This window comes from Streptomyces sp. NPDC016562 (assembly GCF_043076955.1).
Taxonomy (GTDB): Bacteria; Actinomycetota; Actinomycetes; order Streptomycetales; family Streptomycetaceae; genus Streptomyces.
Window position 1 is genome coordinate 150,252 of record NZ_JBIBRZ010000007.1, and the last position, 24,230, is coordinate 174,481.

General features: G+C 73.4%; 23 protein-coding genes and 1 pseudogene. 14 read left to right on the forward strand and 10 right to left on the reverse strand.

Going from position 1 to position 24,230, the window contains the following annotated elements:
- Nucleotides 1-87: 87 nt before the first annotated feature.
- Both ACF059_RS26175 and ACF059_RS26180 read left to right on the forward strand, forming a co-directional pair.
- Nucleotides 88-1,296: an MFS transporter gene (locus ACF059_RS26175; RefSeq protein ID WP_392061907.1), complete on the forward strand. Its 1,209-nt coding sequence runs from the start codon at nucleotides 88-90 to the stop codon at nucleotides 1,294-1,296.
- 118 nt (nucleotides 1,297-1,414) lie between these two features.
- Nucleotides 1,415-2,722 carry a DUF1906 domain-containing protein gene (locus ACF059_RS26180; RefSeq protein WP_392061478.1) on the forward strand — a complete coding sequence of 436 codons (1,308 nt, stop codon included), beginning with the start codon at nucleotides 1,415-1,417 and terminating at the stop codon, nucleotides 2,720-2,722.
- Nucleotides 2,723-2,825: 103 nt separating this feature from the next.
- On the opposite strand, the pseudogene ACF059_RS26185 reads toward ACF059_RS26180, so the two are convergent.
- Nucleotides 2,826-3,323 (reverse strand): annotated as a pseudogene (locus ACF059_RS26185) (pyridoxamine 5'-phosphate oxidase family protein); the annotation flags it as partial.
- A 36-nt stretch (nucleotides 3,324-3,359) separates the two neighbouring features.
- Nucleotides 3,360-4,088 carry a VWA domain-containing protein gene (locus tag ACF059_RS26190; protein ID WP_392061481.1) on the reverse strand — a complete coding sequence of 243 codons (729 nt, stop codon included), beginning with the start codon at nucleotides 4,086-4,088 and terminating at the stop codon, nucleotides 3,360-3,362.
- A 141-nt stretch (nucleotides 4,089-4,229) separates the two neighbouring features.
- Between ACF059_RS26190 and ACF059_RS26195 the strand changes: the two genes are divergently transcribed.
- The gene (locus ACF059_RS26195) at nucleotides 4,230-4,961 is read left to right on the forward strand and encodes a class I SAM-dependent methyltransferase (RefSeq protein WP_392061484.1); all 732 of its coding nucleotides are present in this window, start codon (nucleotides 4,230-4,232) and stop codon (nucleotides 4,959-4,961) included.
- Here the strand turns inward: ACF059_RS26195 and ACF059_RS26200 are convergent.
- On the reverse strand, nucleotides 4,942-5,958 hold the full coding sequence (locus ACF059_RS26200) for an acyl-CoA dehydrogenase family protein (RefSeq protein ID WP_392061487.1): 1,017 nt from the start codon (nucleotides 5,956-5,958) through the stop codon (nucleotides 4,942-4,944). The genes ACF059_RS26195 and ACF059_RS26200 overlap by 20 nt on opposite strands.
- Nucleotides 5,958-7,103: an acyl-CoA dehydrogenase family protein gene (locus ACF059_RS26205; RefSeq protein WP_392061490.1), complete on the reverse strand. Its 1,146-nt coding sequence runs from the start codon at nucleotides 7,101-7,103 to the stop codon at nucleotides 5,958-5,960. The genes ACF059_RS26200 and ACF059_RS26205 overlap by 1 nt, the downstream gene beginning before the upstream one ends.
- A gap of 74 nt (nucleotides 7,104-7,177) precedes the next feature.
- On the opposite strand from ACF059_RS26205, the gene ACF059_RS26210 reads away from it, so the two are divergent.
- The 5 genes from ACF059_RS26210 (at nucleotide 7,178) to ACF059_RS26230 (ending at nucleotide 12,081) form a co-directional block, all read left to right on the forward strand.
- Entirely contained in the window at nucleotides 7,178-7,963 is a 786-nt protein-coding gene (locus ACF059_RS26210) for an SDR family oxidoreductase (protein ID WP_392061493.1), read from the forward strand.
- 65 nt (nucleotides 7,964-8,028) lie between these two features.
- The gene (locus ACF059_RS26215) at nucleotides 8,029-8,616 is read left to right on the forward strand and encodes a TetR/AcrR family transcriptional regulator (RefSeq protein WP_392061910.1); all 588 of its coding nucleotides are present in this window, start codon (nucleotides 8,029-8,031) and stop codon (nucleotides 8,614-8,616) included.
- Between the two features lie 27 nt (nucleotides 8,617-8,643).
- Nucleotides 8,644-9,801 carry an acetyl-CoA C-acetyltransferase gene (locus ACF059_RS26220; RefSeq protein ID WP_392061497.1) on the forward strand — a complete coding sequence of 386 codons (1,158 nt, stop codon included), beginning with the start codon at nucleotides 8,644-8,646 and terminating at the stop codon, nucleotides 9,799-9,801.
- 292 nt (nucleotides 9,802-10,093) lie between these two features.
- Nucleotides 10,094-10,300: a cold-shock protein gene (locus ACF059_RS26225; RefSeq protein WP_030707191.1), complete on the forward strand. Its 207-nt coding sequence runs from the start codon at nucleotides 10,094-10,096 to the stop codon at nucleotides 10,298-10,300.
- A 101-nt stretch (nucleotides 10,301-10,401) separates the two neighbouring features.
- Nucleotides 10,402-12,081: a DEAD/DEAH box helicase gene (locus ACF059_RS26230; protein WP_392061500.1), complete on the forward strand. Its 1,680-nt coding sequence runs from the start codon at nucleotides 10,402-10,404 to the stop codon at nucleotides 12,079-12,081.
- Between the two features lie 89 nt (nucleotides 12,082-12,170).
- Here the strand turns inward: ACF059_RS26230 and ACF059_RS26235 are convergent, their stop codons facing one another.
- The 5 genes from ACF059_RS26235 to ACF059_RS26255 are packed head-to-tail and all read right to left on the reverse strand — an operon-like array spanning nucleotide 12,171 to nucleotide 16,546.
- Nucleotides 12,171-13,106 (reverse strand): tyrosine-protein phosphatase, encoded by a 936-nt coding sequence (locus tag ACF059_RS26235; RefSeq protein WP_392061503.1) that lies wholly within the window; start codon nucleotides 13,104-13,106, stop codon nucleotides 12,171-12,173.
- A 30-nt stretch (nucleotides 13,107-13,136) separates the two neighbouring features.
- Nucleotides 13,137-14,219: an NAD(P)H-dependent flavin oxidoreductase gene (locus tag ACF059_RS26240; protein ID WP_392061506.1), complete on the reverse strand. Its 1,083-nt coding sequence runs from the start codon at nucleotides 14,217-14,219 to the stop codon at nucleotides 13,137-13,139.
- 4 nt (nucleotides 14,220-14,223) lie between these two features.
- A complete protein-coding gene (locus tag ACF059_RS26245) occupies nucleotides 14,224-14,946 on the reverse strand; it encodes a CoA-transferase subunit beta (RefSeq protein WP_392061509.1) in 723 nt (240 codons plus the stop codon).
- Nucleotides 14,943-15,794, reverse strand: a complete 852-nt coding sequence (locus tag ACF059_RS26250) for a CoA transferase subunit A (RefSeq protein WP_392061512.1) — start codon at nucleotides 15,792-15,794, stop codon at nucleotides 14,943-14,945. The genes ACF059_RS26245 and ACF059_RS26250 overlap by 4 nt, the downstream gene beginning before the upstream one ends.
- Complete coding sequence (locus ACF059_RS26255) at nucleotides 15,791-16,546, reverse strand: enoyl-CoA hydratase family protein (RefSeq protein ID WP_366866869.1); 756 nt, start codon at nucleotides 16,544-16,546, stop codon at nucleotides 15,791-15,793. The genes ACF059_RS26250 and ACF059_RS26255 overlap by 4 nt, the downstream gene beginning before the upstream one ends.
- A 56-nt stretch (nucleotides 16,547-16,602) precedes the next feature.
- Here ACF059_RS26255 and ACF059_RS26260 point away from each other — a divergent pair, with 56 nt between their 5' ends.
- The 3 genes from ACF059_RS26260 to ACF059_RS26270 all read left to right on the forward strand — a co-directional run bounded on the left by ACF059_RS26260 (nucleotide 16,603) and on the right by ACF059_RS26270 (nucleotide 18,886).
- Complete coding sequence (locus tag ACF059_RS26260; RefSeq protein ID WP_392061516.1) at nucleotides 16,603-17,397, forward strand: SDR family oxidoreductase; 795 nt, start codon at nucleotides 16,603-16,605, stop codon at nucleotides 17,395-17,397.
- A gap of 1 nt (nucleotide 17,398) precedes the next feature.
- A complete protein-coding gene (locus tag ACF059_RS26265) occupies nucleotides 17,399-18,310 on the forward strand; it encodes an SDR family oxidoreductase (protein ID WP_392061519.1) in 912 nt (303 codons plus the stop codon).
- A 120-nt stretch (nucleotides 18,311-18,430) separates the two neighbouring features.
- Nucleotides 18,431-18,886: a VOC family protein gene (locus ACF059_RS26270; RefSeq protein ID WP_392061522.1), complete on the forward strand. Its 456-nt coding sequence runs from the start codon at nucleotides 18,431-18,433 to the stop codon at nucleotides 18,884-18,886.
- Between the two features lie 228 nt (nucleotides 18,887-19,114).
- On the opposite strand, the gene ACF059_RS26275 is transcribed toward ACF059_RS26270, so the two are convergent.
- Nucleotides 19,115-19,774 carry an HAD family acid phosphatase gene (locus tag ACF059_RS26275; protein ID WP_392061525.1) on the reverse strand — a complete coding sequence of 220 codons (660 nt, stop codon included), beginning with the start codon at nucleotides 19,772-19,774 and terminating at the stop codon, nucleotides 19,115-19,117.
- A gap of 447 nt (nucleotides 19,775-20,221) precedes the next feature.
- Here ACF059_RS26275 and ACF059_RS26280 point away from each other — a divergent pair, with 447 nt between their 5' ends.
- The 3 genes from ACF059_RS26280 to pepN all read left to right on the forward strand — a co-directional run bounded on the left by ACF059_RS26280 (nucleotide 20,222) and on the right by pepN (nucleotide 24,102).
- Nucleotides 20,222-20,974, forward strand: a complete 753-nt coding sequence (locus ACF059_RS26280; RefSeq protein ID WP_392061528.1) for a serine protease — start codon at nucleotides 20,222-20,224, stop codon at nucleotides 20,972-20,974.
- 191 nt (nucleotides 20,975-21,165) lie between these two features.
- Nucleotides 21,166-21,543, forward strand: a complete 378-nt coding sequence (locus ACF059_RS26285; protein ID WP_392061913.1) for a chorismate mutase — start codon at nucleotides 21,166-21,168, stop codon at nucleotides 21,541-21,543.
- A 51-nt stretch (nucleotides 21,544-21,594) separates the two neighbouring features.
- Complete coding sequence (gene pepN, locus ACF059_RS26290) at nucleotides 21,595-24,102, forward strand: aminopeptidase N (protein ID WP_392061531.1); 2,508 nt, start codon at nucleotides 21,595-21,597, stop codon at nucleotides 24,100-24,102.
- Nucleotides 24,103-24,230 lie beyond the last annotated feature (128 nt).

Below are 24,230 nucleotides of genomic sequence, written 5' to 3' on the forward strand. Positions count from 1 at the left end.
GTGTCGTGGACTCCTCCCATGACCTCCTCCACCCCCGCCCTCCCGTCCCGCGCGACCCGTCGGGCCGCGGCCCCCTGGGGCGGCGGGCTGAGCCGCCGGCTGGTGCTGCTCCTCGCCGTGACCTCCGGCGTGGCCGTGGGGAACCTCTACTTCCCGCAGGCCATCGCGCCGCTGATCGCCTCTGGCCTGGACGTCCCGCCCGACAGGGCCTCCCTGGTGGTGACCGTCGTCCAGCTGGGCTACACCGCCGGGATGGTCCTGCTGGTGCCGCTCGGCGACCGGCTGCGGCACCGCCCGCTGCTGGCCGCACTGCTCTGCCTGACCGGCTTGGCCCTCCTCGGCGCGGGCTGCGCCCCGGCGCTGACGCCGCTGGTCGCCGCGAGCGCCCTGATCGGGCTGACCACGGTGGCCGCGCAGATCATCGGACCGCTGGCAGCGGGCCTGGCGGCGCCCGGCCACCGCGGGGCGGTCATCGGCACGCTGATGAGCGGATCGACCGGGGGCATGCTGCTGGCCCGTACGTTCGGGGGCACGCTCGGCGAGTGGCTGGGCTGGCGGGCTCCCTACCTGGTGGCCGCGGCCGTGGCGCTGATCCTGGCCGCCGTGATCGCGCACGCGGTGCCGGACACCACGCCCGGGACGAGGCCGTCCAACTCCGCCCCCGCCGCCCCCCTACGGTCCTACGGCGCGCTCCTGACCGCCCCGCTCCGCCTCCTGCGCGCCGAGCCGGACCTGCGCCGCTCCTGCCTCTACCAGGCCGCGGTCTTCGGGGGGTTCTGCGCCGCCTGGACCAGCCTGGCCCTGCTGCTGACCGGCCCCGTCTACCGCCTGGGAGCCGAGGCCGTCGGCCTGCTCGCGCTGGTCGGCGCCGTCACCATGCTGTGCACCCCGGTCGCCGGCCGCCTGGTGGACCGCCACGGCCCCGACCCGGTGAACCTGGTCTCCCTGCTGGGCGTCCTCGCCTCCGCCGCGGTCCTCACGGCCGGCGCCCTGGGCGGCGTCGCCGGCCTGGCCGCGCTGACCGCGGGGACCCTGCTGCTGGACGTCGCCATGCAGTGCGGCATGGTCGCCAACCAGGCACGGGTGTACGCCCTGCGCCCGGGCGCCCGCAGCCGGCTCAACACCGCCTACATGACCTGCGCGTACCTGGGCGGCACCGCCGGCTCCTGGCTCGGCGTCCGCGCCCACGCCGCGTTCGGCTGGCCGGCGGTCTGCGCCCTGATCGCCCTGCTCGCCGCCGCAGCCCTGGGCCGCGCCCTCACCGGCCCCCGGCGCCGCACCGCCCGCCCGTCCTGACGGGCCCGGGCACCGTCCTGACGGGCCCGAGCCCGCCTCACTCGTGCGGGTGACGCTCGCATCTGCCGGGCCGCACCGCGCAGTTGAGCGCCCCGGCCGTCTGGTAACCATCTGCCTCATGGCCCCCACCACCCCCACCCGAATGCTGCTGAGCGGATTCCTCGGCGCCGCCCTCCTCTTCCCCGTGCCGCTCGCGGCGCCCGCGGCCGCCGACGCGCGGATCATCGACTACCACGGGCTGCGCCTGACCCTCCCCGACGGCTGGCGCGTCGTCGACCTCGACCGCGACCCCACCGCCTGCCTGCGCCTGGACCAGCCCACCCTCTACCTCGGGCACGCCGGCACCCAGAGCGCCTGCACCGGCCGGGCCGTCGCGGACCGCGCCGACACCCTGCACCTGGAACCGCTCGACGGGGCCCCGCCGCGCGCCGACATCCCGACGATCGACGTACCGGGCGCCGCCGTACCGTCCGTGGACGAGGCCCCCGCCGACAGCAACGAGCTGCGCTACGAGCTGCGCCGCGCCGGAGTCATGGCCACCGTCTCCTACGGGGACACGCCCGACCTCGTACGAGAGCTGCTGGCCGCGGCGGCCCGCGCGCTGCCCGCCCCGCCCCCCGGCCCGGGCGCGGCAGTCGCCGAGCCGGCGCTGGCCCCGGCGGCGCCGAAACCCCGTACCGCCCAGGAGCCCTTCACCGGCGAGGGCTTCGACGCCTGCACCGCCCCGACCCAGAAGGCCATGGACACCTGGCGGGCCGAGTCCCCCTTCGGCGCGATCGGCGTCTACATCGGCGGCCGGGCCCGGGCCTGTGCCCAGCCGCAGCTCACCGCGGGCTGGGTCGAGCGGCAGACCGCGGCGGGCTGGCACCTGATGCCGATCTGGGTGGGCCGGCAGCCCTGGAGCAACTCCAGCAGCGGCCTGTCCACCGACCCCTCGGAGGCCGACGGGCAGGGCCGGTCCGCCGCGGACGGCGCGGTGGACGCGGCCCGGTCACTGGGCCTGGCCGAGGGCACGGTGCTCTACAACGACCTGGAGAACTACACCGACCGCGCCCTGTGGGACGCCCCGGTCGTCGCCTACCTGACGGGCTGGACCCAGCGGCTGCACGAGCTGGGCTACCGCTCCGCCGCCTACGTCTCGGCGAGCTCCGGGGCCAAGGCGCTGAGCGCCCACTACCACCAGGCCCCCGACGCGATGCCGGACGTGCTGTGGGTCGCCCGCTGGAACCTTTCGGCCTCCGTCAGCGACGCCGACATGGGCCTGCCCGAGGGCACCGCCCAGTGGGCCGGACCGCGCCGGGCCCACCAGTTCCGCGGTGACCACGACGCCACCTACGGCGGGATCACCATCAACATCGACCGCAACTGGGTAGAGGTGGATCCCGCCGCCCTCGGCCCGGCCGGCGGGATCCTCCCGCTCAGCTAGAGCCCGGAGAGGCCGGAGAGGCGGGCGTCCCCGGCGCACCCGGAGTCCCCGGCGCACCCGGAGTCCCCGGCGCACCCGGAGTGGCCGGCGCGCTCGGCTCCGGGTCCTCGCGCGGCGGCTCGTCGTCATTGCCCCGGCGGATCGTGCGCAGGCCGCGCGCCGGGGTCCACGACCGTACGACCAATTCCTCGCCCTCCACGCCGATGTGCACGACCTCCGTCAGGTCGGCGTGGAAGAGGTGGAAGGGGTGCGGGGTCTGCGTCTCCTCGGCGTACCGGTGCAGCTCGGGCGGGTCCACGAGCTCCAGCGCGCGCCCGGAGATCCGTACGTCCCCGTCCGGCATCTCCTCGCCCGCACCCGGATTGGTGTGCAGGGCGAAGCGCGGGTCGCGCTGCAGGTCCCTGGCCTTCATCGAGCCGGCCATCATCCCGAGCCACAGCTCCCCGCCGCGGAAGTCGACATTCAGCCCGGCCACGCGGGGAGAGCCGTCCTTGCGCACGGTGGCCAGGACATGGTGCGAGTACTGCGCGAAGCGGGCCCGGACGGCCGCCGCGAAGTCCGGTTCCGCCTTCTCGAAGGCTGCCCAGTTGTGAGTCGTCATACGTCCATCTAAGCGCGGGGCACCGACAGTCTTCGCCTAAACGCGCACGATGCCCGCGCCGCGCGCCGCCGCCAGCCAGGCCGGGAACTCCCCGACCAGGCGGTCGTACAGCACCGCGTCCGGGACGGAGCGCGGATCGGGGCCCGCGTGGAAGTAGCCCGCGTTGTCCACCTCCCGCAGGGCGGGCACGGGCAGTTCGTCGAGCCGGCGCAGGAAGTCGAACTGCGTGCTGCGCGTGTTGCCGAAGCCGACGAACTGCCAGAAGAGCGGCAGCCGGGCCGCCTTGCACAGGTACCTCTCGGCCGCGAGCTTGTTGATCGGCCCGCCGTCCGTCTGGAAGACGACGAGGGCAGGCCGCGTCGAGCCCGAGTCCAGGTAGTGGTCGATCACCGCGTCCATCGCCGCGTGGTAGGCCGTCTTGCCCATGTGGCCGAGCCGGGAGGCGATCTCGGCGACCCGGCCCTCGTGCCCGGCGAGGGAGATCTCCTCCACCGCGTCGACCTCGGTGGAGAAGAAGACCACCGGTACGCGGGCGTCGTCGGTCAGGTGCGCCGACAGCCCCAGCACGCGGTCCGCGAGGGCCTGCACGCTGCCGTCCGCGTAGTACGGGCGCATCGAACCGGAGTAGTCCAGGACCAGGTAGACGGCCGCACGGCCGCCCTCCATGCCGTGCTTGCGCAGGGAGATCCCGGCGCTCTTGTAGAGGCTCACGAGCGCCGGAGCCGTTTCCTCGACCTTGCGCAGGTTCATCGCACTGCCCGTCATGGGGCGAGGGTACGTCAGCCCGGGCCTACGCCAAGCCTGTTGCCATCGAGGCCACCGCCGGCCACGGGGCCGGACCCGAGGCGCCCCTTGGCGCCCAGGCTGCTGTTGGCCTCCGCCGAAGTGATCGAAAACAATGGGCACATGACCACACGCGCCCGCTCCTTCGACGCCGCCGCCGCGCTCTACGCCGCCGCCCGCCCCGGCTACCCGCCGGCCCTCTTCGACGCCGTCGAGGAGCTGGCCGGCCGGCCGCTCGCCGGGGCGCGCGTGGCCGACGTAGGAGCGGGCACCGGGATCGCCACCGCGCCGCTGCACGAGCGCGGGGCCGAGGTGCTCGCCGTGGAGCCCGGCGACGGGATGGCCGCCGAGTTCCGTCGGGCGCACCCCGCGATCCCGCTCGTGCGCGGGGACGGGGACCGGCTGCCGCTGGCGACCGGCGCGTTCGACCTCCTCACCTACGCCCAGGCCTGGCACTGGACCGACCCCGAGCGCGCCGTGCCCGAGGTCCGGCGGGTCCTGCGCCCCGGCGGCGCCCTCGCCGTCTGGTGGAACGACACCGACCGCACGGTCCCCTGGATCGCGGCGCAGGAGGAGCGGCTGCGGGTCTTCTTCGGGGCCCCCGGGGGGACGAGCGGCCACCGCACCCTGCCGCCGGGGATCGAGGGGTTCACCACGCGCGCCGTGCGGTGGTCCCGGCGCATCACCCTGGACGACCACCTCGCCAACCTCTCCAGCCACTCCGCCTTCCTCGTCCTCGGCGAGGCCGGCACGCGGGAGTTCGCGGCGGCCGAGCGCGAGCGGCTGAGCCAGCTCTTCCCGGACGGCACGGTCGAGGAGCAGTACGTCGTGAGCCTCAGCGTCGCCCGGGTGTGACGCGGACCTCGTGCGAGCGCAGGACCTCCGCCCGGCAGGCCGACGGGGTGCCCCAGGCGTCGCGCAGCGGGCGGGCCTTGAGCAGCCACAGCGACAGGTCCAGCTCCTGGGTGTAGCCGACGGCGCCGTGCACCTGGAGCGCCGTCATCGCCGCCGTGTGCGCCGCCTCGCCCGCCCGCAGCTTCGCCGCCGCCACGTCGCCGGGGCTCAGTGACAGCGCCGCCGCCCACACCAGCGGGCGGGCGAATTCGAGGCCCAGGAGGGTGTCCGCCAGCCGGTGCTTCACCGCTTGGAAGGCCCCGATCGGCGCGCCGAACTGCGTGCGCTGCTTGGCGTACTCCACCGTGCGGGCCAGCAGCGCCTCGCCCACGCCCAGGCACTGGGCCGCCGTCAGCAGCCGGGCCCAGCGGCCGGCCGCCTCCGCCGCCCGGACCACCGCCGGCCCCGCCGCCAGCAGCTCGGCCCCGGCCGCCCCGGGGACCGACAGACGCCGCGCCGGGTCCGTCGAGACCAGGGGCGGACCGGCGGCGCCGGCGGCCCCCGCCAGCCACAGCTGGCCCTGCGCCGACACCGTGAAGCAGTACGTCGCCGCGTCCGCGTCCAGGGCGTACGGGCTGCCGCCCGGCAGGGTCAGCGTGGCCGAGGCCGCGCCCGCGACCAGCCCCGGCAGGAACCGCTTCGCCAGCCCCTCGTCCCCCAGTTCGCACAGCAGCACGGACGCGGCGGCGCTCTCCACCAGCGGCCCCGGCACCCCCGCCCGCCCCAGTTCCACGAAGCCGAGGGACAGCTCCAGCGGGAGCAGGCCCGCGCCGTCGTACGCCTCCGGCGCGGCCAGCGCGAACAGGCCCGCGTCCGCGAGGCGGCCCCACACCGCCCGCCCCGGACCGTGCTCCCCGTCCGCCCAGGCCCGTACCGCCGCCGGTACCCCGGCCGCGCCCAGCAGGGAGCGCAGCGTGCGGGCGAAGTCCGACTGCTCGTCGGTCGGCAGGAAGCGCATCAGCGGCGGCCCTTCGGGAGGCCGAGCAGCCGCTCGGCGATGATGTCGCGCTGGATCTCGTTCGTCCCCGCGTAGATCGGCCCGGCCAGCGAGAAGATCCACGGCTCGGCCCACGGCCCGTCCGCGCGCTCGGCGTCCGCGCCCAGCAGGTCCAGCGCCGTCTCGTGCAGGGCGATGTCGTACTCCGACCAGAACACCTTGTTCAGGCTGGACTCGGCGCCGATCCTCTCCCCGGCCGCGAACCGCGAGGCGTTGGCCCAGGTGAACAGCTCGTAGGCGCGCGCCCCCACCACGGCGTCCGCCACCCGGTCGCGCAGCGCGGTGTCGGACGGGTCGCCGGCCGCGTGCCACAGGGACACCAGCCGGTCCGCCGCGCTGAGGAAACGGCCGGGGGCGCGCAGCGTCAGCCCGCGCTCGTTGCCGGTCGTCGACATCGCTATCCGCCAGCCCTGTCCCGGCTCCCCGATCACGTCCTCGTCCGGTACGAAGACCTCGTCCAGGAAGAGCTCCGCGAAGGCGGGCTTGCCGTCGAGGCGGCCGATGGGCCGCACCGTCACCCCCGGCGCCCGCAGGTCGAACATCAGGTAGGTCAGTCCCCGGTGCGGCTGCGGGGCGTCCGGGTCGCTGCGGAAGATTCCGAAGGCGCGGTCCGCGAAGGCCGCCCGCGAGGACCAGGTCTTCTGCCCGGACAGCAGCCAGCCGCCCCGGGTGCGCACCGCCCGCGACGACAGCGAGGCCAGGTCGGAGCCGGCCCCGGGCTCCGACCAGGCCTGCGCCCAGATCACCTCGCCGCTCGCCATCGACGGCAGTACCCGGGCCCGCTGCCGTTCGGTGGCGTGGTCGAAGAGGGTCGGGGCGAGGAGGCTGATGCCGTTCTGCGAGACCCGGCCGGGAGCGCCCGCCGCCCAGTACTCCTCCTCGAAGACCAGCCACCGCACGATGTCCGCGCCCCGGCCGCCGTACTCCTCGGGCCAGGACACCACCGACCAGCGGTCCGCGTGCAGCCGCGCCTCCCACTCCCGGTGCGCGGCGAAACCCTCCGCGGTCTCCAAGGAGGGCAGCGGGGAGGCGGGTACGTGGTCGGCCAGCCAGGCCCGGGCCTCGGCCCGGAACGCCGCCACCTCCGCCGACTCGGTGAGGTCCATCGGTCCCGCCTCCTCTTCCCTAACAAGTGTTTGGTAGGTTAACGTACGGTCATGAGCAGCGTCGAGGAGTTCGCATGAACGAGCCCCGGTACGTCCCCGGCCACCACCTGCTGGAGGACCGCACCGCGGTCATCACCGCTGCCGCCGGAGCCGGGATCGGCGGCGCCACGGCCCGCCGCTTCCTGGAGGAGGGCGCCCGCGTCCTCATCAGCGACGCCCACGCCCGCCGGCTGAAGGAGACCGAGGACGCGCTCGCCGCCGAGTTCGGGGCCGGCCGCGTCACCTCCCTGCCCTGCGACGTCACCGACGAGGACCAGGTCCGGGCGCTCTTCGCGTGCGCCGAGCAGACCCACGGCCGCCTGGACGTCGTCGTCAACAACGCCGGCCTCGGCGGCACCGCCGCCCTCGTCGACATGACCGACGCCCAGTGGTCCCAGGTCCTCGACGTCACCCTGAACGGCACCTTCCGCTGCACCCGCGCCGCCCTGCGGTCCTTCCGCGCCGCCGGCACCACCGGCGGGGTCGTCGTCAACAACGCCTCCGTCGTCGGCTGGCGCGCCCAGAGCGGCCAGGCCCACTACGCCGCCGCCAAGGCGGGCGTGATGGCGCTGACCCGCTGCGCGGCCCTGGAGGCGGCCGAGTACGGCGTACGGATCAACGCGGTCGCCCCCAGCCTGGCCATGCACCCGCACCTGGTGAAGGTCACCAGCGAGGAACTGCTCGCCGAGCTCACCGCCCGCGAGGCCTTCGGCCGGTACGCCGAACCCTGGGAGGTCGCCAACGTGATCGTCTTCCTGGCCAGCGGCTACTCCTCGTACATGACGGGCGAGACCGTCTCGGTCAGCAGCCAGCATCCCTAGGCGGTGCCGTGTCCGAGAATGGCTCCGTGCCAACGAACAAGGCGACAGCCAAGAAGAAGCCCCAGATGACGGCCTCGCCCGAGCGGCGCCGCGAACTCCTCGCCACCGCCGCCGAGGTCTTCGCCGCACAGGGCTACAACGCCACGACCGTCCGGAAGATCGCCGACGCCGCCGGGATGCTCGCCGGCAGCCTCTACTACCACTTCGATTCCAAGGAATCGATGCTCGACGAGATCCTCTCCGCCTTCCTGAACGAGCTGTGGGAGGGCTACGACACCGTCCTCGCGGCCGGTCTCGGCCCCAGGGAGACCATCGAGGCCCTGGTCACCGAGTCCTTCCGGGAGATCGACCGGCACCGCGCCGCCGTCGCCATCTACCAGAAGGAATCCCGCACCCTCAGCGCCCAGCCCCGCTTCCACTACCTGTCCGACTCGCAGGTCAAGTTCGAGAAGGCCTGGCTGGGCACGCTGGAGCGCGGGGTCGCGGCCAAGGTCTTCCGCGCCGACCTCGACGTCCGCCTCACCTACCGCTTCGTGCGCGACACGGTGTGGGTGGCGGCGTCCTGGTACCGGCCGGGCGGACAGCACAGCCCCGAGGAGATCGCCCGCCAGTACCTGTCGATGGTGCTGGACGGGATCGCCCTGCGCACCTGACCGATCAGCCCACCAGAGGAGCCCCCGATGCCCGAGGCCTACATAGTCGACGCGGTCCGCACCCCCGTGGGGCGCCGGGGCGGCGGTCTGTCGGCCGTCCACCCCGCCGACCTGGGCGCGCACGTCCTCAAAGCGCTGGTCGAACGGTCCGGCGTGGACCCGGCTGCGGTCGACGACGTCGTGTTCGGCTGCCTCGACACGGTCGGCCCGCAGGCGGGCGACATCGCGCGCACGGCCTGGCTGGCCGCGGGCCTGCCGCAGGAGGTCCCCGGCGTCACGGTCGACCGCCAGTGCGGCTCCTCCCAGCAGGCGGTGCACTTCGCGGCGCAGGGCGTCCTGTCGGGCACCCAGGACCTCGTGGTCGCGGGCGGCACCCAGAACATGTCGATGATCCCGATCGCCTTCGCGTCGCGGCAGGCGGCCGAGCCCCTGGGCCTCACCCAGGGCCCCTACGCGGGCTCGGAGGGCTGGCGCGCCCGGTACGGCGACGCCCCCGTCAACCAGTTCCACGGCGCGCAGCTGATCGCACAGAAGTGGGGGATCACGCGGCGGGACATGGAGGAGTTCGCGCTCCGCTCCCACCGGCGGGCGCTGCGCGCGATCGACGAGGGGCGCTTCGAGCGCGAGATCGTGGCGTACCGGGGCGTCGCGGTGGACGAGGGCCCGCGCCGGGACACCTCGCTGGAGAAGATGGCGGGCCTGAAACCGGTCGTCGAGGGCGGCACCATCACGGCGGCGGTCTCCTCCCAGGTCTCGGACGGCGCGGCGGCGATGCTGATCGCCTCGGAGCGGGCGGTGCGCGAACACGGCCTGCGGCCCCGCGCCCGCATCCACCACCTCTCGGTCCGCGGCGAGGATCCGATCCGCATGCTGTCCGCGCCGATCCCGGCCACGGCGTACGCGCTGAAGAAGACGGGCATGGCGCTGGCCGACATCGACCTGGTGGAGATCAACGAGGCCTTCGCGCCCGTGGTGCTGGCCTGGCTGAAGGAGACCGGAGCCGACCCGGACAAGGTCAACGTGAACGGCGGCGCGATCGCCCTGGGGCACCCGCTGGGAGCGACGGGCGTGAAGCTGATGACCACCCTGCTGCACGAGCTGGAGCGCACGGGCGGCCGCTTCGGCCTCCAGACCATGTGCGAGGGCGGCGGACAGGCCAACGTGACGATCATCGAACGGCTGTAGCACTCCTTCGGCCTCACCTGTCCGAATGAATTTTTCGCCGGCGAACCGGGGGCGCGAACCGCTCTCGACCCAAGCGGGACGGGCCCTGCGGGCTCCCGGCCGCCACGACGAAGGGCGCAGGTCACACCCTCGCGGCCACCCCGACCCGCCGAGGTGTGCTAGCTTAGAGCTCGTTGCAGTTGTGGTACCCATGAACTTTATGTGCGCCTGACGGGAATGTTCCTCAGGCGCTTTTATTGTTTTGCCGGAATCTCCGGATGGGGCCCTTTGCCGCCTATTCAGGAGATTCAAAATGGCACTTGGCACCGTGAAGTGGTTCAACTCGGAAAAGGGCTTCGGCTTCATCGAGCAGGACGGTGGCGGCCCGGACGTCTTCGCCCACTACTCGAACATCGCCACCCAGGGCTTCCGTGAGCTCCAGGAGGGCCAGCGCGTGTCCTTCGACGTGACGCAGGGCCAGAAGGGCCCCCAGGCGGAGAACATCCTCCCCGCCAACTAAGTACGTCAGCTTGCCGGGGTCCGCACCGTGAGGTGCGGGCCCCGGCTTGTCTGCTGTCTCGACCTTTGTTTTACCTGCCGGTTTCAGGAGGGCTTTCTCGCATGACCAGCTCCAGCTCCGCACGACCCAGCCGCCGCCCCACCCGGGGTCGAGGTGCGGCCCAGGGGCGTCCGAAGTCTGGCGCGGGACGGCAGAGGTCCGCCCCCGTTGCCCGGCCCCAGGAATTCACCATGCCCGAGCCGATCGCCCCGGCGCTGCCGCCGGTCGAGGCGTTCGAGGACATGGGCATGCCCGAGGCGCTGCTGAAGACCCTCGCCGCCCAGGGCGTCACCCAGCCGTTCCCCATCCAGGCCGCGACGCTGCCGAACTCGCTGGCCGGGCGTGACCTGCTCGGCCGCGGCCGCACGGGCTCCGGCAAGACCCTGGCCTTCGGCCTGGCGCTGCTGGCCCGTACCGCCGGCCGCCGCGCGCAGCCCAAGGCACCGCTCGCGCTGGTCCTCGTACCGACCCGCGAGCTCGCGCAGCAGGTGACCGACGCCCTGGCCCCGTACGCCACGGCCGTCAACCTGCGCATCGCGACCGTCGTCGGCGGCATGTCGATCAACCGGCAGTCGGGCGCCCTGCGCCGCGGCTCCGAGGTGCTCGTCGCCACCCCCGGCCGTCTGAAGGACCTGATCGACCGCGGTGACGCCGACCTCTCGCAGGTGTCGATCACCGTCCTCGACGAGGCCGACCAGATGACCGACATGGGCTTCATGCCGCAGGTCACCGCGCTGCTCAAGCAGGTCGAGCCCGGCGGCCAGCGCATGCTGTTCTCGGCGACGCTGGACAAGAACATCGACAAACTCGTCAAGATGTTCCTCACCGACCCGGTCGGCCACTCCGTCGACCCGTCGGCCGGTGCGGTCACCACGATGGAACACCACGTCCTGTACGTCATGGACGAGACCGACAAGAAGGCCGTGGCGACGCGCATAGCCGCTCGCGACGGCCGGGTGATCATGTTCGTGGACACCAAGCGTGCCGTGGACCGCATGGTCAAGAAGCTCCTCGCCGACGGCGTACGCGCCTCCGGCCTGCACGGCGGCCGCTCCCAGCCGCAGCGCAACCGCACCCTCGACTGGTTCAAGACGGGCGAGGTCACCGCGCTGGTCGCCACCAACGTCGCGGCGCGCGGCATCCACATCGACGACCTCGACCTCGTCGTGAACGTGGACCCGCCCACCGACCACAAGGACTACCTGCACCGCGGCGGCCGTACCGCCCGCGCCGGTGAGTCCGGCAGCGTCGTCACCCTGGTCCTGCCCGACCAGAGGCGCGACATGACCCGTCTGATGTCGGACGCGGGGATCTCCCCGCGCACCGCGCAGATCAAGTCCTCCGACGAGGAGCTGACCCGGCTGACCGGCGCCAAGGAGCCCTCGGGCATCCCCGTGGTGCTGGACGTGCCGCAGCCGACCGCGCCCAAGCCGCGCGGCGGCTCCGGCACGGGCTCCGGCGCGCGTCGCCGCTCGGGCGGGGGCGCGCCGCGTACCGGCTCCGCCACGGGTGGCGCGCCGGCGGCCGGCGGTCGTGGCCGTCGCTCGGGTGGCGCCGGCTCCGGGCAGGCCCCCGCGGCCTCCGGTTCCGGCCAGGCCCGCCGTGGTCAGGGCGGCGCGGGCGCGGCCTCCGGTTCGGGCCAGGCCCGTCGTGGTCAGGGCGGCGCCTCCGGTGGCGCGGCCGCGGCTTCCGCGCGCAGCCGGGTCGGCTCCGCGGGCCAGGGCCGCCGCCGGGCGGTCTGAGCGCAGACGCAGGACGTAGGACGCAGGACGACGCCGGGCCGTGCATCGCGCACGCGCCCGGCGTCGTCGTGTCCGCACCCCGGCAGCTCCTAGCGGACCATCTTGTTCTGCAGCTTCGCCAGGGTCCGCAGGTCCAGGCCGAGGCCTTCGGTGAGGTAGCCGTAGAAGCTGCCGTAGTCGGCCACCATCCGGGCCGTCGCGGCGTCCAGGTAGTCCTGACGCACTTCCTGGAGCGGGATCAGCAGGTCCGGGTTCTGCATCCGCCCGGACTGCTTGAGGCCCGCCCGCACCCGGGCGTCGTAGGCGGCGCGGAAGGTGTTCGACGCCAGGTAGTCGCGCGCGGCGGCGTCCTCGGGCACGGCCAGCGCGCGCAGCAGGACGTAACTCATCCAGCCGGTGCGGTCCTTGCCCGACGTGCAGTGGTACAGCAGCGGGCCCTGGGCGCCGTCCGCGATCTCCCGCAGGGCCGCCGCGAACTGCGCCCGGTTCTCGGGGCTGCTCACGAAGGTGCGGTAGATGTCGCGAATGTAGGCCTCGGCGCGGCCGCCGCCGAGCATCTGCTCCTGGGTGACGGGGTCGCCGCTGGTGATCGCGCCGACGAGGGTCCCGTACAGGCCGAGGTCGCTGACCGGGCGGGAGGTGGGGGTGAGGGGGGCGGGCAGCCGGTCGGCGCCGTCGTACTGGACCTCCATGGGGATGCGGAAGTCGAGGACCTTCGTGAGGCCCAGACCGGAGACCGTGGTGAGGTCCGCGTCGGTCAGCTTGCTCAGCGCGTCGGAGCGGTAGACCAGCCCGTGGCGGACCTGGCCGCCCGTCCAGGTGCGGTAGCCGCCGACGTCCCGGAGGTTGACGGCGCCCTGGAGGGTGATCTGGCGAATCGTTTCTTCTTGCTGCTGGTGCCAGTGCGGCCGGGCACTGACCCCGGCGCCGGGCCCCGCCGCCGCGTACGCGGAGGCGGGCAGGGTCCCGAGGGCGAGTGCGGCGGCGGCCGCCGCGGTCGCCAGGCGGATACGGGCACGGCTCATGGGGGCGACTCCTGGGGCGGAGAAGGGGGATCACCCTGCGGGTGGCAGGGTGCGGAGCGAGTGCTGCGCTGCGAGTGCTTCCAGTACCTGGTGTGCCTCGGCCATGACGCGGGAGACGAGCTCCGCGCAGGACGGCAGATCGTCGATCACCCCCGCGACCTGGCCCGATGCCATGACGCCGAGGTCCGTACGGCCCTCGACCATGGACGCCTTCAGGAGCATCGGGGTGTTCGCCGCGAGCAGGACCTGGCTCCAGGACAGGTCCTTGCCGTGTTTCATGGCGAGGCCGTCGCGGACCATCCGCGGCCAGCTCAGACCGGACAGCTTGCGGAAACCGGCCGCGTGCCGCACCGCCCGGGCCAGGGCCCGGACGCGGCCCGCGCGCTCCAGGGAGTCGACCAGCTCGGTGCGGAGCATGCGGTGCGGCAGCCCGTCGACGGCCGTGGTGACGGTGACGTCCTTGACCGTGGCCTTCAGGTACGCGGCCTTCACGGCGTCCGGGACGGTGGAGTCGGAGGTCAGCAGGAAACGGGTGCCCATGGCGATGCCCGCCGCCCCGTAGGCCAGGGCGGCCACCAGACCGCGTCCGTCGCTGAAGCCGCCCGCCGCCACCACCGGGACGCCCACGGCGTCCACGACCTGGGGCAGCAGCACGCTCGTCGCCACGTCCCCGGTGTGGCCGCCGCCCTCACCGCCCTGCACGATCACCGCGTCGGCGCCCCAGGCGGCCACCTTCTCGGCGTGCCGCCGGGCCCCGACCGAGGGGATGACCACCACGCCCGCGTCGCGCAGCCGCCCGATCAGCTCCTTGGAGGGCGCGAGGGCGAAGGAGGCGACCCGCACCCCCTCGTCGATGATCAGCTGGGCGCGCTCGGCCGCGTCCCCGGCGTCCGCGCGCAGGTTGACCCCGAAGGGGGTCCCGGGCGCGGTGCGCGACTTGACCTCGCGGACCGCGGAGCGCAGCTGGTCCAGCGTCATCGTCGCCGACGCCAGGATCCCCAGCGCCCCCGCGTTCGCCGCGCCCGACACCAGGCGCGGGCCTGCGACCCAGCCCATGCCCGTCTGCACGATCGGGTGGCGCACGCCGACCAGCTCGGTGAATGCCGTCTCCACCGGATCAGCCCCGCACTTCCCGGTCGCGCAGCCCCCGCGGATCGATGACCTCGCGGATGAGCCGCAGTTCCTCGGCGCTCGGCTCCCGCGTGTACGGGACCTGCTCGGCGACGGCCAAGTCGAAGCCGGTGGCCGCCCGGACCTGCTCGACGCTGACCCCCGGGTGCACGGAGGCCAGGCACATCGAGCGGCCCGGGCCGGTGAAGTCGAAGACGCCGAGGTCGCTGACCACCCGCGGGAGGCGGTGGTAGCGCGTCACCCCGGCCGCCTCGGCGCGGTCGTGGCCGACGCCGCTGACCATGTCGACCCGTTCGACGAAGACCCGGGTGGAGTGCCGGGGGACCCAGTAACTCACCGGATTGTTCAGGGTGTTGACGGGAGCGCCGCGCACCCCCAGGAGCTGGCGGGACGGCCGCCGCCAGTCGCCGATGCAGGAGATGTTCTGGTTGCCGAAGCGGTCGATCTGGCTGGCGCCCATCATCACGTGCCGCTTGCCGCCGGTGACCATGGTCAGGTGCCGCCGGTACGGGAGCCAGCCCTCGGCCGTGCCGTCCAGTCCGACGAGCATGGCCTCGCCGTCGGTCAGCAGCAGGTCGGGGGAGAAGGTCCGCTTCGCGAGACGCGCCCCGAAGGAGGGGATCAGGCCCATCGGGCTGGCCAGCACCTCGCCGTTGTCGCGCCAGGCCTCGGCGCAGGCGATCACGCAGTACTCCGCACGACTGGTCATTTCTGCTCCTCGTGCCAGGTCCGGACGGCGCGCTGGTAGTCGTGCTCGTCGGCGCCCGACAGGAAGCGCTCCGCGAACTCGGGCCAGGGGGTGGTCGCGTACAGCTTCTGGAAGGCCTCGTCGCGGTCGTAGTCGGGGACGCAGGAGGTGAAGTGCGCGCCGCCCGGGGCCTCCACGACCCCGGTGACGCAGTGCCGGCTGACCAGGAGCGACTGCGGGGGGCCCGCCTTGGCGAGCTCGGCGGTCTCGACGAGCTGCTCGCAGGAGACGTAGGCCGCCTCGGCCGCCTCGCAGAAGAGGTCGTCGAAGTACGGGTCCGGCCCCAGGTACTGGGCGTTGCCCAGGCGGTCGGCCCGGTTCAGGTGGACCAGGGCGGCGTCCATGCGCAGGGCGGGGGCGGCGACGAACTCCTCCCCGTCGGCGTAGGGCGAGGTGACGGTGCGCAGCTCCGGGTTGACCCGCATCACGTCGGAGCCGAGCCCGGCGCGGACGGGCAGGAAGGGCAGCCGGTTCGCGGCGGCGTGCAGGCCCCACATGAACATGGCCTCGTCGAGCTCGGTGAGGGCGAAGGCGCCGCGCTCGCGGGCGGCCCGGAAGTGGGGCTCCAGCGGGATGGAGTCCAGGGTGGCGAAGGGGGCGACGAGCCTCTTGATCCGGCCCGCGGCGGCCAGCAGGCCGACGTCGGGGCCCCCGTAGGAGATCACGGTGAGATCGGTGACGGCGGAGCGGAGCAGTGCGCGCACCAGGGCCATGGGTTTGCGGCGCGAACCCCAGCCGCCGATGCCCAGGGTCATGCCGCTGCGCAGCTGCCCCACGACCTCTTCGGGGCTCATGGTCTTGTCGGTCATGCGGAGTCTCCCTGTCCCTTCCCGAAGGTGTCGCGGACCCGGTCGGCCACCCCGCTGAGGTTGGCCTCGAAGGTGAAGCCCTGCTCGAAGCGGTAACTGCGGCGCACGTCCACGGGGTCGATGCCGTTGATGGCCGCCTTGGCCAGCCGCAGGAGACAGCCGTCCTTGGCCGCGATCTCGGCGGCCAGCTCCAGGGCGGCGGCGCGCAGTCGGCCCGCCGGGACCACCCTCCAGACCGAGCCGTGCGCGTGCAGTTCGGCGGCGGTGGCGGTCCGCGAGGTGTAGTACAGCGTGCGCATCAGGTGCTGCGGGACGAGCCGGGCCAGGTGGGTGGCGGCGCCGAGTGCGCCCCGGTCCAGCTCGGGCAGGCCGAAGACGGCGTCGTCGGAGGCGACGATCGCGTCGGCGTTGCCGACGAGGCCGATGCCGCCGCCCAGGCAGTAGCCGTTCACGGCCGCGACCACCGGCACCTCGCACTCGTACACGGCGGCGAAGGCCTCGGAGCAGCCCCGGTTGGCGCCGATGAGGCGGCCGTGGCCGGTGTCGCGCTGGATCTCCTTGATGTCGACGCCCGCGTTGAAGCCGCGGCCCTCGGCGGCGAGGACCACGCACCGGACCGCGGGGTCGCGGCCGGCGGCGCGCAGGGCGTCGGCGAGGTCGTACCAGCCCTGCACGGGCAGCGCGTTGACGGGCGGGAAGTCGACGGTGACGCAGGCGACGCCCTGGTCCGGGCCGGAGGTGGAGACACCCATGAGAGGATCAGCTACCTTTCCACCAAACATTTGTTAGGTGAGGAAGGTAGCAGCCCATGGAGCTCGACGGGAGGGTCGTCGTCGTCACCGGGGGAACCCGCGGCGTCGGCGCGGGAATCGCCCGGTCGTTCCTCACGGCCGGGGCCGAGGTCGTCGTCTGCGCCCGCCGGCCCCCGCACGAACCGGTGGCGGCGGGGGGTCGGGAGGCGTCCTTCGTCCCGGTCGACCTGCGCGATCCGGACGCGGTGGGGGCCCTGTTCGACTCGGTCGGGGGCCGGTACGGACGGCTCGACTGCCTGGTCAACAACGCGGGCGGGACGCCGTACCGGCTACTGGGCGCGGGGGAGGAAGCGAGTGAGGGGGAGGGCGCGCGGGAGGCGCGGCGCCACGCGCGGGTCGTCGAGCTCAACCTGATCGCGCCGCTGACGGCCTCGCTGGCGGCCCACCCGTGGCTGCGGCGCACCCGCGGCTCCGTACTGATGATCGGCAGCGTCAGCGGCACCCGGCCCTCCCCGGGCACGGCGGCGTACGGGGCGGCCAAGGCCGGCCTGGAGAAGCTGGCCCGGTCCATGGCCGTGGAATGGGCGCCCGAGGTACGGGTCAACTCCCTCGTCCTCGGCATGGTGCGCACCGAGCTGGCGCACCTGCACTACGGGGACGAGGCCGGGATCGCGGCCGTGGGCGCGACCGTACCGCTGGGGAGGCTCGCGGAGCCCTCCGACGTGGGCGAGGCGGCGGTGTTCCTGGCCTCCGCCCGGGCGGCGTACGTGAGCGGGGCGAGCCTGCTCGTACACGGGGGCGGGGAGCGCCCCGCGTTCTTGGATGCGGCAACTGTCAACAAGGAGAGCTGACATGGCGGGACTGTGCGAGGGCCGGGTCGTGATCGTGACGGGTGCGGGGCGGGGGCTGGGGCGGGCCCACGCCCTGGCCTTCGCGGCGGAGGGGGCGAAGGTCGTCGTCAACGACCTGGGGGTCGCGCTGGACGGCCGAGCGGCCGCGGACGGTCCCGCGCAGCTGGTCGTCCGCGAGATCCGGGAGCTGGGCGGGGAGGCGGTGGCGCACGGCGGGGACATCGCGACGTCCGCGGGAGCGGACTCGCTGGTGGAGACGGCCGTCGACACCTTCGGCCGCCTGGACACCCTGGTCAACAACGCGGGCTTCCTGCGGGACCGGATGCTGGTCAACCTCGACGAAGACGACTGGGACGCGGTCGTCAGGGTGCACCTGAAGGGGCACTTCCTGCCGCTGCGGGCGGCGGCCGCGTGGTGGCGGGCGCAGGCGAAGGCGGGCCGGCGGGTGGCGGCCCGGGTGGTCAACACCTCCTCGGGGGCCGGGCTGCTGGGCTCGGTCGGCCAGGGCAACTACAGCGCGGCGAAGGCGGGGATCCTCGGCATGACCCTGGTCGCGGCGGCGGAGATGGGCCGGTACGGGGTCCAGGTCAACGCGATCGCCCCGGCCGCCCGGACCCGTATGACGGAACAGGCCTTCGCGCAGACCATGGCCGCCCCCGCGGAGGGCGGCTTCGACGCGATGGCCCCGGAGAACGTCTCCCCGCTGGTGGTGTGGCTCGGCTCGGAGGCCTCGGCCGGTGTCACGGGCCGGGTCTTCGAGGCGGAGGGCGGCCGGATCACGGTGATGGAGGGCTGGCGGCCGGGGCCCACCGCGGACCGGGGGGCGCGGTGGACCGCGTCGGAGGCGGGGGAGGCCACGCTGAAACTCCTCGCGGCGGCCGAGGCGCCGCTGCCGGTGTACGGGGCGCGGTGAGGCCCGGCTCCGCCGGTGTGCGTGGCAGGCGCCGGGCGGGTGGCCCGATCGGGAAGACTCCGCCCAGGGTCCCGGGTCCGACCGGCTCCGGGACGAGAGCCGAAGGAGCCTGATCCCACGATGGCCGTCACACCGCCCCCGCAGAAGATCACCACGTTCCTCATGTTCGAGGGGCGGGCCGAGGAGGCCATGCTCTTCTACACCTCCCTCTTCGACGACGGGCAGGTCCTGTCCGTCAGCCGCTACGGCCCCGACGAGACCGGGCCCGGCGCCGGGGCGGAGGGGACCGTGCGCCACGCGACCTTCGCCCTGGCCGGACAGCGGTTCATGTGCATCGACAGCCCGTCTCCGCACGCGTTCGGCTTCACCCCCGCGGTGTCGCTGTACGTCCAGTGCGAGGACGAGGCCGAGATCGACCGCCTCTACGGCGCACTCGCCGAGCAGGGGCAGGAGCTGATGCCCCTGGGGTCGTACGGGTTCAGCGCCCGCTTCGGCTGGGTGAACGACCGCTTCGGCGTCTCCTGGCAGCTGAACGTGGCGGCCGCGCCGAGCGAGGAGGTCGTGGTCGGCCAGTGACGCCGCTCGACGGCTGACGCTTCGGCTGACTGCCGTCCGCCGTCGGTCACGGCAGTTGCGGCCGGTCCACGGAAGCGGGCCCGGCCCCCTGGCGAGGGGTCGGGCCCGGGTCTTCACCGGTGCGGTGGGATATGACTACCCGCTCCCTGCACGTGCTGAACCGCGCTCGGCCCATCAGCTTGTAGCACTTGCTTGCGGACCACTGACTCCCGGGCCGGGGGCCTCGGGCTAGGACAGCTTGCCGTCGTAGTCCGGCAGCTTGACGGTGCGCTCGGCGTGCCCGCCGACGAGGTCGGTCGGGCTGTTGCCGATGTTGGCGATGATCGTGTAGCCGAGCGCCTCTATCTCCGCGCGCTTGCCCGTCTTGTAGGCGCTGACCTCGTCGAACAGGTCGGGCAGGTCACGGACGTAGAGGCCCGAGACGGGGTAGCCGACGGCCTTGAGGTTGTGCTCGGTGAGGGAGTGGATGATCCCGGGGCGGGCGGTGACGAAGAAGATGGCGACGCCGCGCTCGTTCGCGTAGCGGGTCAGGTCGCGCACCTTGGAGATCGCGGGGGTCGGGAACGTCCAGAACCAGTGGAAGTCCGTCTCCAGCGAGGTGTTGTCGATGTCGAGGACGATCGCGGGCTTCTCCCCGGCGGGCGAGGCGGCGATGCGCTGCTCGATGCCGGGCCGGGCGGCGTCGATGACCGAGGCGACGTCCCGCTGCCAGGTGCCGTAGTCGATGCCGAGGATCGCGGCGTTGCCGCCGGGCGCGGACGCGGAGGCCGACGCGGTGACGGGGGCCGCCTGGGCGGCGGTGGCCGGTACCAGGGTCAGGACGGCGGCCGCTGCGGCCACGCCTGCGGCGGCGGTACGGGACATACGGGTGCGACGGCTGCTGCGCATGGGGGGCGCTCCTGGGTCACGAAGTGGCATGTGAACGACCAGAGTTGGCGAGAACCCGCCGCATGTCTACCGACCAGTAGGAAATCTTTCACGACCGGGAGGTGAATGCTCGTGAGATGGGCCCATATGCCCACCCCCGCCCCCCGCCTCCGGCGGGATCGACGCTTGCCTGCAGATTGAAGTCCCGCTGCGGGCATGGTCGTTGACGCGGTGGAGTCGGGGCGCCCGGTCTGTGGCGCGCTCGGTTCGGGGTGGCCGTCTGTTCTGCGGTGGCGAACGGGCTGCGGCGGACATCCTGTCGCTCGAACACGTGGTGGCCGAAAGTGCGTTCTTGATGCCCGCCATACGGCTGCTGTGTCATGGACGTGTCATTCACCCGATGACACACGCACGGCCCAACCCCCCACGAAAGGCAGTGTGTTGACTGTGAGTACCCTCACGCGGTTCTTGAAGCGCACTCTCGCCGTCGGCGCGGTCGCCCTCGCAGCCGTCAGCCTCCAGCCCGGCAGCGCCACCGCCGGTACCGCCCCCGTCGTCGGCGGCACCCGAGCCGCCCAAGGCGAGTTCCCCTTCATGGTGCGCCTCTCCATGGGCTGCGGCGGCGCCCTGTACACCCAGCAGATCGTCCTCACCGCCGCCCACTGCGTCAGCGGATCCGGCAACAACACCTCCATCACCGCCACCGCCGGAGTCGTCGACCTCAACAGCTCCAGCGCCATCAAGGTCCGCTCCACCAAGGTCCTCCAGGCCCCCGGCTACAACGGCACGGGCAAGGACTGGGCCCTGATCAAGCTCGCCCAGCCCATCAACCTGCCCACCCTCAAGATCGCCGAGACCAAGGCCTACGACAACGGCACCTTCACCGTCGCCGGCTGGGGCGCCACCCGCGAGGGCGGCGGCCAGCAGCGCTACCTGCGCAAGGCCACCGTCCCCTTCGTCTCCGACGCCAGCTGCCAGGCCTCGTACGGCAGCTCGCTCGTCCCCGCCGAGGAGATCTGCGCCGGCTACGAGGAGGGCGGCGTCGACACCTGCCAGGGCGACTCCGGAGGCCCGATGTTCCGCCGGGACGACGCCGGAGCCTGGATCCAGGTCGGCATAGTCAGCTGGGGCGAAGGCTGCGCCCGCCCCGACTACCCCGGCGTCTACACCGAGGTCTCCACCTTCGCCGCCGCGATCAAGAGCGCAGCGGCCACGCTGTAGCCAGTGCGCGTCCCGGGGCGGGTGCCGGCGGGCACCCGCCCCGGGGAGGCGCCCGAAGCCTCCACGCCGCCCCACACCCCGCCACCGGCAGCGCGGCCACCTCCGCGTCTCACTGGCCGACTGCCCGAGGACGCACCCGCCGCCGCCCCGTATTCTCGGGAACCATGAGCATCAGCAACACCGGCAACGGCATGAGCAACGGCAACGGCAACGGCAGCGACAACGGCAGCGTCAGCACCAGCGGTGAAGGCGAGCCCCAGGCCGCCCCCGGCATCGACGCGAGCGTCGCCGCCGAACTCGCCCGCCTGCGCGACAGCATCGACAACATCGACGCCGCCGTGGTCCACATGCTCGCCGAGCGCTTCAAGTGCACCCAGCAGGTCGGCCACCTCAAGGCCCGCCACCAGCTGCCCCCCGCCGACCCGGGCCGCGAGGCCAGCCAGATCGCCCGGCTGCGCCAGCTCGCCGAGAACGCCAAGCTCGACCCGGCCTTCGCCGAGAAGCTCCTCAACTTCATCATTGCCGAGGTCATCCGCCACCACGAGACGATCGCCGCAGGCGAGGAGTAGACCCCCGGGGCAGACCCCCGGGCCCGGCACCCGCTGAGGCAGCATGGGCCCATGTCCGCACTGACGCGCACCGAAGCGCAGCACCGAGCCCGGCTCCTCGACGTCCACCACTACGCCGTCACCCTCGACCTCACCGGCGGGGACGAGACCTTCGACTCCACCACCGTCATCCGGTTCACCGCCCGCACCACCGCAGACACCTTCATCGAGCTGAAGCCGGACCTGCTGCGCTCCGCCACCCTCGACGGCGACCCCCTCGACCCGGCGGCCCTCGACGACAACCGTCTCCCGCTCACCGGCCTCACCCCAGGCCCCCACGAACTGCGCCTCGACACCCGCATGCGGTACTCCCGCACCGGCGAGGGCCTGCACCGCTTCACCGACCCCGCGGACGGGCACACGTACGTCTACAGCCAGCTGTTCCTCGACGACGTCCAGCGCGTCTTCCCGGCCTTCGACCAGCCCGACCTCAAGGCCGTCTTCGAGTTCACCGTCACCGCCCCCGCGCACTGGACCGTCCTCGCCAACGGAGTCACCACCCGCACCGGCGACCGCGACAGTGACGGCGCCGGCATCTGGCAGTCCGCCCCCACCCCCGTCATCTCCACCTACCTCGCCGCCGTCGCCGCCGGCCCCTGGCACAGCGTGACCACCGAACACGCCGGACTGCCCTTCGGCATCCACTGCCGCCAGTCCCTCGCCCCCCACATGGACGCCGACGCCGACGAGATCCTCTCCCTCACCAAGGCCTGCTTCGACCGCTACCAGGAGAAGTTCACCGAGCCGTACCCCTTCGACTCCTACGACCAGGCCTTCGTACCGGAGTTCAACGCCGGCGCCATGGAGAACCCCGGCCTCGTCACCTTCCGCGACGAGTTCATCTACCGCTCCGCCGTCACCGACACCGAACGCCAGTCCCGCGCCATGGTCATCGCCCACGAGATGGCCCACATGTGGTTCGGCGACCTCGTCACCCTCGCCTGGTTCGACGACATCTGGCTGAACGAGTCCTTCGCCGAGTACATGGGCTACCAGACCCTCACCGAAGCCACCCGCTTCACCGACACCTGGACCGACTTCGGCGTCACCCGCAAGCCCTGGGGCTACGACGCCGACCAGCGGCCCTCCACCCACCCCGTCGCCCCCGCCCCCGAGGACGTTCCCGACACCGCCTCCGCGCTCCTCAACTTCGACGGCATCTCCTACGCCAAGGGCGCCTCCGCCCTGCGCCAGCTCGTCGCCTGGCTCGGCGAGAAGGACTTCCTGGCCGGCATCAACACCCACTTCGCCCGCCACAAGTTCGCCAACGCCTCCCTCGCCGACTTCGTCGATTCCCTCGCCGCGCACACCGACCGCGACGTCCGCGCCTGGGCCGACAGCTGGCTGCGCACCACCGGCGCCGACACCCTCACCCCGCGCATCGAGGAAGGCGCGCAGGGGTGGACCCTCACCGTCGACCGCCGCGGCAGCCGCCCGCACCACATCACCGTCGGCGTCTACGACCGCGACCCCGCCGACGGCCGCGCCCTGCAGGCGCGCGAACACCTCGACCTCGACATCCCCTCCGACGAGATCGTCTCGGTCAGCGGCCCGCGCCCCGCCCTGCTCCTGCTCAACGACGGAGACCTCACCTACGCCAAGGTCCGGCTCGACGAAACCTCCGTCGAGACCGCCCTGCGCGGCCTCTCCGGGATCCCCGACGCCCTCACCCGCGCCGTCGTGTGGAACTCCCTGCGCGACATGGTCCGCGACGGCGAACTCGACCCGCAGGTCTACCTGCTGACCGCCGCCGCGCACCTGCCCGAGGAACACGACCTGGCCATCGTCCAGGGCGTCCTCGCCTTCGCCCGGCAGCAGATCGCCGTGCGCTACCTCGCCCCCGAGGAGCGGACCGCGGCGCTCGACGCCCTCACCTCCATCGCGCACGAGCTGATCCGCCAGACCGAGGACGGCTCGGAGCCCGGCCTGCGGCTGACCGCCGTACGCTCCCTCATCGACAGCGCCACCCGGCCCGACACGCTCGCCTCCTGGCTCTCCGACGACACCGTCCCCGGCGGCCCCGCACTCGACCCCGAGCTGCGCTGGCGCATCCTCGCCCGCTTGGCCGTACTCGGCGCCATCGGGGAGGACGACATCGCCGCCGCCCTCGCCGCCGACCCCAGCGCCACCGGCGAGGAAGGCGCGGCCCGCTGCCGCGCCGCCCTGCCCACCGCCGAGGCCAAGGCCGCCGCCTGGGACCGGCTCTTCCACGACGACACCCTGTCCAACTACCTCTTCAGCGCCACCGCCCAGGGCTTCTGGCAGCCCGAACAGGCCGATCTCGTACGGGAGTACGTGCCCCGCTACTACCCCGAGGCCGTCGCCCTCGGCGCCCGCCGCGGCCCCGCCATCGGGGAGGCGGCCGGCCGGTGGGCCTTCCCCGCCTACGCCGTCGACGAGGACAACCTCAAGGCCGGCCACGCCTGCCTCGCCGACCCGGACATCCTCCCGCTCCTGCGCCGCAAGCTCGTCGACCAGCTCGACGACCTGGCCCGAGCCCTCCGCGTCCGCACCGGCTGACCCTCCTCCCGGCCCCTCCCGGCCCGCGCCCCGGCACCCGACCAGCCCGGTCGGGCACGGGAGCGGAGGCCGGGGCGGGGCCCGGCAGGGTCGGGGGCCGGCCGTGCGGCATCGGTACACCTCGGACA